The sequence below is a fragment of the Mesorhizobium sp. M7A.F.Ca.AU.001.01.1.1 genome (assembly GCF_004022735.1).
In the GTDB taxonomy this organism is placed as follows: Bacteria; Pseudomonadota; Alphaproteobacteria; order Rhizobiales; family Rhizobiaceae; genus Mesorhizobium; species Mesorhizobium ciceri.
On sequence record NZ_RZPF01000482.1, the window covers coordinates 1 to 5,227 of the forward strand.

Annotated in this window: 5 protein-coding genes; 2 read left to right on the forward strand and 3 right to left on the reverse strand. The window is 63.7% G+C overall.

The window, feature by feature from the left end; translation table 11 throughout:
• A partial coding sequence (locus EN884_RS24950) for an oxidoreductase (protein WP_128360785.1) occupies window positions 1-645 on the reverse strand: 645 nt, incomplete at its 3' end.
• A 137-nt stretch (window positions 646-782) separates the two neighbouring features.
• Between EN884_RS24950 and EN884_RS24955 the strand changes: the two genes are divergently transcribed.
• Entirely contained in the window at window positions 783-1,592 is an 810-nt protein-coding gene (locus EN884_RS24955; protein WP_063169019.1) for a helix-turn-helix transcriptional regulator, read from the forward strand.
• 70 nt (window positions 1,593-1,662) lie between these two features.
• On the opposite strand, the gene ybaL is transcribed toward EN884_RS24955, so the two are convergent.
• Together ybaL and EN884_RS24965 are read right to left on the reverse strand one after the other, a co-directional pair.
• Window positions 1,663-3,459 (reverse strand): YbaL family putative K(+) efflux transporter, encoded by a 1,797-nt coding sequence (gene ybaL, locus EN884_RS24960; protein ID WP_063169018.1) that lies wholly within the window; start codon window positions 3,457-3,459, stop codon window positions 1,663-1,665.
• A 219-nt stretch (window positions 3,460-3,678) separates the two neighbouring features.
• Window positions 3,679-4,128 (reverse strand): host attachment family protein, encoded by a 450-nt coding sequence (locus EN884_RS24965; protein WP_013529560.1) that lies wholly within the window; start codon window positions 4,126-4,128, stop codon window positions 3,679-3,681.
• Window positions 4,129-4,549: 421 nt separating this feature from the next.
• Between EN884_RS24965 and EN884_RS24970 the strand changes: the two genes are divergently transcribed.
• The coding region (locus EN884_RS24970; RefSeq protein WP_281034842.1) for an NAD(P)-dependent oxidoreductase at window positions 4,550-5,227 on the forward strand (678 nt) is incomplete at its 3' end.

Genomic DNA, 5,227 nt, shown 5'->3' on the forward strand with positions numbered 1-5,227 from the left:
GGTCCCGCCAGGGGCGATGCGTTCGATCGCGCGTGCGAGGCTTTGGCCGCCGACCGACTCGGTGATCAGCGAGAACGGCCCCTCGGCCAGATCGATCGCTTCGACAACCTGCCGGGCTCCGAGGCCGCGGAGATCGTCGGCGTGCCGGGCCGCGGCGATTGCCGTCACCGAGGCGCCTTGCTCGCGGGCGATCTGGATCTGAAAACGGCCGACCGCTCCGCTTGCACCGGTGATCAAGACCTGCTGGCCGGCGAGGTCGCCGCCATGGCGTAGAGTCCTTAGTGCCGTCGTACCGGCGACAGGAAGTGTGGCTGCGGAAACGAAACTGACGTCATCCGGCAGGACGGCGAGACGGTCGATTGGGACTGCGATGCGTTCGGCCCAACCGGCCTCGTCGACCAAAGCAACAACCCGGGCGCCGACGGCTGGCCCGGAACCATCGGCTGCTCTTCGTTCGACAATCCCCGCGATGTCCTGGCCGGGTATCCAGCCCTCGGGGCGTATGGCAAGCAGGCGCAGTTCGCCCCGGTTCAACGAAGTTGCGTGGACAGAGACAAGCGCTTCGTTCGAAGCCGGTTGAGGCTCGGCGATGTCGGCGAGCCTCAACCCGGTCGCGCTTTCGGGAGAGATGACCAGGGCGAGCATGGCGTACCTTGTTGCTGGCTTGTCGGTGCCAGCTTGCTGTGGAAAGCACGGCAAGCTGAGTACGAGCCGGAGCTTATCGACTTTCGCTGTTAAAGAATTTAGCTATCATGGCGTTTAATCGCTAATAACAGTCAACCATGAGACAACCCCTCAGCTACCCCTGGCTCGATCTCGATGTGGATGACCCTGCCGCGCCGGCGATTGCCGTGCGCGTCGACATCCCCGACACCAGAGCGGAAGTCCCCGCCCATCGGCACCGCAAAGGCCAACTCGTCTTCGCACTCGGCGGCGGCGTCACATGCCGCGTTCCAAGCGGTCTATGGATGGTGCCGCCGCATTGCGGGGTGTGGATCCCCGGCGGCATGGAGCACAGCAATGTCGCAACCGCCAACGCCCGGATTTTTTTCGTCTACATAGAGCCGGGAGCCGCCGATCTGCCGGAGCGGTGCTGCACGTTTTCAATCTCGCCCCTGCTGCGCGAATTGATCATCGAGCTTTCCGATCGGGTGGAGGGTGACGGGGCGAGGGGCGAACTCTTGACCAAGATGCTGCTCACCGAATTGCCACGCATGCCTGTCCAGCAATTGCACCTGCCGATCTCGTCCGAGCCACGCTTGAACAGGATCGCCGAAGCGTTGGCGCAAGACCCTGCCGACCGCAGCACACTGGCGGAATGGGCCAACCGCATCGCGCTCAGCGAGAGCAGCCTCGCCCGCCTTGTGGCAAAGGAGACGGGGCTGAGTTTCGGGCGCTGGCGCCAGCAATTGCACTTGATCGTTGCAATTCGGGAACTGGCTTCCGGCAAGAGTGTCCAGCAGGTCTCGGGCGATCTCGGCTATGGTTCCGTTACGGCCTTCATCACCATGTTCAAGAAGGCGCTTGGGAAGCCGCCGGCCAAATACCTCAGCGGTATCGCGCAAAATGGCGGCTCTGCATTCGTGGCGTGATGCTCGCTTGAAAGGGTGGTCGAGCCGATCACGTTGCCAGCGTGCGAGAGTGCAGCTTGGGCTTTGGGACTCAGGCCACCGACGGCTCGGCGGTTTCGCGCCTCAACTCCGGTTTGGAACCGAGAACTTCTTCCACAATCCCGCGCGCAATCTCGCGCTCGCCCATGATCACCGTATCGGCGCCCAAACCCTTGAGATGTTCGACCTCGGCATCGGAATGGGCACGGGCGATGACGTTGATAGCGGGATTGGCGGCGCGGGCGCGGAGCACGATCTGGCCGGCTTCGAAGGCATTGGGGATCGCAAGGATCAGCCGGCTGGCGCCCTCGGGGTTGGCGGCGGCGAACACTTCGGCATTGGCCGCATTGCCGGCGACGGTCTCGACGCTGTCCGCTTTCAGCTTCGCCAGCGTCTTGTCGGCGTCCTCGATGACCAGGAAGGGCATTGCCGCGCCTTTCAGGGCCGAGCCGACCAGGCCACCGACACGGCCGTAGCCGATCAGGATGGCATGGCCGGTGAGTGCCGTCTTTGGCGGCGGCCCGTCCTCCTTTTTCGCCGCTGCCGCGACAGAGGCCACCTGGCCCGGCTCCGTCGCCGGACCAACCGGTTTTGCCTCGACCGGTGGTGCCGTCCTGGCGGCGCGCCGTTCCAGCCACGGCTTCATCCAGTCGATGGCCAGGAACATCAGCGGGTTGAGGACAATCGACAGGATCGCACCGGCCAGAATGAGGTCGCGGCCCTGTTCCGGCAGCAGCTTCAGCCCGACGCCGAGTTCAGCCAGGATGAAGGAGAACTCGCCGATCTGGGCGAGGCTTGCCGAGATTATCAGCGCCGTGGCGATGGGATAGCCGAAGGCAACAACGATGGCGAACGCGGCCAGTGATTTGCCGATGACGATGATGGCGAGCGTCGCCAGGATTGGCCAACCATTGCTGATCAGGCTGAACGGGTCGAACAGCATGCCGACCGAGACGAAGAACAGCACGGAGAAGGCATCGCGCAGCGGCAGCGATTCTTCCGCCGCGCGGTGGCTGAGTTCGGATTCGCTCATGATCATGCCGGCGAAGAAGGCGCCCAGCGCCAGCGAGACACCGAACAGTTTGGCCGCACCGAAGGCGACGCCGAGCGCGATGGCCAGAACCGCCAGCCGGAACAGTTCGCGCGAGCCGGTATGGGCGACATAGTGCAGGATCCAGGGAATGACCCGGCGGCCGACCACCAGCATGACGATGACGAAGGCGGCGACCTTGGCCAGCGTGATGCCGACGACGCCCCAGATGCCGTAGCTGGCCGGCAGCGACAGCAGGCCGCTGGCATGGGCGTCGGCCTGCTCCTGGCCGCCGAGCACGCCAGCGAGCGCCGGCAGCAGCACCAGCGCCAGCACCATGGCCAGATCCTCGACGATCAGCCAGCCGACGGCGATGCGGCCGCGCTCGGTCTCGATCATCCGCCGTTCCTGCAGGGCACGCAGCAGCACCACGGTCGAGGCGACCGACAACGCCAGGCCGAACACCAGCCCCGCGCCCATCGACCAGCCGAGCATCCAGGCAAGACCAGCGCCAAGCGCGGTGGCAAAGCCGATCTGGACGATGGCGCCCGGCACGGCGATGGCACGCACCGACAGCAGATCCTTGAGCGAGAAGTGCAGCCCGACGCCGAACATCAGCAAGATGACGCCGATTTCGGCCAGTTCGTTGGCAAGCCCGGCATCGGCGACGAAGCCGGGCGTGTTCGGCCCGACCAGCACGCCGGCTATGAGATAACCGACCAGGGGCGGAATGCGGAAGCGGTTGGCGAGAGCCCCGAAGACGAAAGCCAGCCCCAGACCGGCGACGATGGTGGCGATAAGGGGCGTGTCATGCGGCATTGTCTATGGAGCGCCTTTCAAGTCAGCGATGTTGGATGAGCGCCGCCCAAGGCCGCCGCCTGTTTGCAATATGGTGGATGGTATGTCGGCGATGCAACCCGCAAAGCCGTGAAATCGACGGCGCTGCCGCGAAAATTTGACCGGCAGCTGAGAAAGCTGCCGGCCGGATCGGAATTTGTGCGGAGCTATTCGTCTCGATTCGTCAGGGCCGATCGATGATCAGGCTGCCCGCAGCAAGGCCTCGATTTCCGGTATGGCATGGTTGGTCAATGTCTTGGGAATTTCGGCGGTCACCTTGTCCCCGACCTCCTTGTGCAGCTTTTTGCGCATTGTCCCAAGCACCACCGGCGGCGCGACGAGCACGATCTCGCTGAACTCGCCGTCATGCGCGAGCTTGTAGAGCCGGGCGGCGATTTCATCGGCAAAACGCTCCTTGCCGATGCGGTGCCAGTCCGTATCCTCGACTGCGCTGCGGTGTACGGAGGGACCATCACTGTATCGGCCGGGGCTGTCACTGCCTTGCTCGCGGGTGGGCGGGTTGTCCTGCTGCATTTCCTGCACCACCTCGAGATTCGGATATTTGTTGTCACCGGCGTTCCTGAGGAAAAGCGCCTTCTCGCCATCGGCCACGATCACCCAGATACCGTGCTTGAGTATGATTGTGTTCATGATGACAGGGCTCCTTTTTAGCCGCGTGGCGACCTTTAGTTGGCATTCCGCAGCCGGATTTCGATCCGACATGACGGGCCTTTTGAGAACGCACCTCGAGCCGGTAATGTTCCAGTCGGCAGCCACGTCGGCGTTGGACATTCTGGCTATCCCGAGGTCGCGACTTTAATCTACTAACTTGGTAGAATTTAGAAAAAACAGTTTTGCGGCTTTTCTCGCCGGGCGCTAAAAGAGCCACAAATCAAGGCCTGCGACAGAAGCTTGAATCCGCTCTATCTGTAAATGAGAAATATTTTTCTCTTGGCCGGGATGCTTTCAGAAAAGCAATTGCATCCCGATAAGGGATGCGCGAGTGCGTTCCTTCTGGTTTCTCGCGCTCGCGCGTAGAACTGCAAGCTCATTGAGGATTCCGCTCGCGTCCATGTCGCACACTGCTCCCAAGCTCAACGCCTTCCCCGTGTTCATGCGGGTTGAGGGCGAAGCTGTGGCCATCGTCGGGGGCGGCGAAGAGGCGCTGGCCAAGGCGCGGCTGATCGGACAGTCGAGCGCGCTCCTGCGGATCGTCGCGGAACACGCCGAGCCCGACCTGCTCGCCTTCGTCGCCCAGGCCGGCGCGACTCATTTTGCCGCGGCTTACGAGGCGTCGCAGCTCGAAGGCGCGGTCATGGTGTTTGCCGCCAGCGGCGACGAGGAACTCGACCGCCGGGTGGCCGCGGATGCGCGCCGCCTAGGCATTCCGGTCAATGCCGTCGATCGGCCTGAGCTTTGCGATTTCTTCACCCCGGCGCTGGTCAACCGCGCGCCGGTGGCCATCGCCATCGGCACCGAGGGTGCAGGCCCGGTGCTTGCCCAAATGTTGCGCGGCCGCATCGACCGCATGCTGTCGCCGTCGCTCGGGCCGCTGGCAATTCTTGCGGCTTCGTTTCGCGGGGCTGCCGAGAAGCTGCTGCCGAGAGGCAATGCCCGCCGCCGCTTCTGGAATGATTTCTTCGCTGGCGCTCCTGCGCGCGCGGCTGAAGCCGGCCAGCTTTCGCAGGCGCATGACGCCGCCGTCGATCTTCTGCTGTCGAACACGCCCGCTTGCGGTCACATCGCGCTG

Coding starts and splice junctions, on each gene's coding strand:
- EN884_RS24955 (WP_063169019.1), top strand. CDS start 783: ATGAGACAACCCCTCAGCTACCCCTGGCTCGATCTCGATGTGGATGAC.
- ybaL (WP_063169018.1), bottom strand. CDS start 3,459: ATGCCGCATGACACGCCCCTTATCGCCACCATCGTCGCCGGTCTGGGG.
- EN884_RS24965 (WP_013529560.1), bottom strand. CDS start 4,128: ATGAACACAATCATACTCAAGCACGGTATCTGGGTGATCGTGGCCGAT.